This is a genomic window from Streptomyces hainanensis (assembly GCF_004348415.1).
Lineage (GTDB): Bacteria > Actinomycetota > Actinomycetes > Streptomycetales > Streptomycetaceae > Streptomyces > Streptomyces hainanensis.
Map to the genome: position 1 here is coordinate 1 of NZ_SMKI01000823.1, position 1392 is coordinate 1392.

Below are 1392 nucleotides of genomic sequence, written 5' to 3' on the forward strand. Positions count from 1 at the left end.
TTGTAGTAGAGGACCATGGGGTGGGTGTCGAGCGGGACGGCGTACTGGACGCCGTCGACCGGTAGAAGTCCTGCCCGACCACGGCGAACCGGGCGAACAGCTCGTGCCGGTCCGCCGCCGCGATGTCCTGCCCGCCCAGCCTGATCCGACCCGACTGCGCCTGGTAGAGCCCGCAGAGCAGCTTGATCAGCGTGGACTTGCCGGAGCCGTTCTCCCCCACCAGCGCCGTCACCCGCCCCGTCGGGATGGACAGCGACACGTCGTCGAGCGCGGGCGCGCCCTCCGTCCCGGGGAAGGCGAACGTCACGCCCTCCACCTCGATGCTCTCCGGACACTCGGGCAGCGGCGCGCCGCCCGTGGGGATCTCGCGCCCGGCCGACTTCTCCACGATCTGATGCAGATCGGTCACGAACAGGCTGTCCTCGTGCATGGAGTTGACCTGCGCGATCAGATTGTCCAGCGACGCCGAGCCGGTGCGGATGGCCACCACGGCCGCGCCGGCCGCGGCGACCTCCATCGCGCCCGACCAGAGCAGGCCGCCGAGCACCAGATAGGTGGCCAGCGCCGTGAGCCCGGTCAACAGCGAAGCGCCCAGGTTCGTCGTGGCGGCCTCCCTGGCCAGCCGCGCCTGCTCACCCTCGTACGCCTGCGACATCGCCCGGAAGTGCCGCAACAGGAAGGGCCCCACCCCGTGCACCCGCACCTCGGCCGCCGCGTCCGACTCGATGATCAGCCGCGACACGGTGTGCGCGGCCCGCGAGTGCTGCACCCACTCCTGGTACGACTGGTACCGCCGCCGGGCGATCGTCAGCGCGGACCAGGCGCTCGGCAACGTCATCAGCAGCAGCATCGGCATCAACGCCGGATGCAGCACCGCCAACACCCCGGCGGCCGCCGCCAGCGACAACACCGCCGCGATCACCCGCGTACCGTGCCCGATCATCCGCCGCGCCGACGAGGCGCCGAACTGCGCCGACTCCAGCAGCTTGTGGAACGCGTGGTCCTCGATCGCCTCCAGTTCGACCCGCAACGTCCGCTCCAGATACCGCTCCTGGGCGTGCCGCTCCACCTTCGGCTGCAACGTGCCGTCCGCGTACGTCGACACCGCCCGCGCCACCGCGCCGACCGCCCCCACCACGGTCATCAACGCGATCGCGGGCATCGCGTCCCGCAGCCCCTCGGTGATGTCGGCCGGCGCCAACAACGCCACCAGCACGGCCTGCACGCTGAGCAGCATCACCGCCTGGGCGAGCCCCCGCACCGTCTCCGCCCCGACGTCCCGGTGCCCTGGCTGGTCGCCACGTTCTTCTCGGTGCTGCACACGGCGGCCGACGAGATCACCGCCGGCCGGCTCGACGAGGCCGCCGCGCCGCACGCCATCACCGGCACACT

At 71.8% G+C, this 1392-nt stretch carries 1 protein-coding gene; it reads right to left on the minus strand.

Annotation, left to right across the window (positions count from 1 at the left end; genetic code table 11):
- On the minus strand, positions 1 to 1261 hold a 1261-nt coding region (locus tag E1283_RS36220; protein WP_341829987.1), incomplete at its 3' end, for an ATP-binding cassette domain-containing protein.
- Positions 1262 to 1392 lie beyond the last annotated feature (131 nt).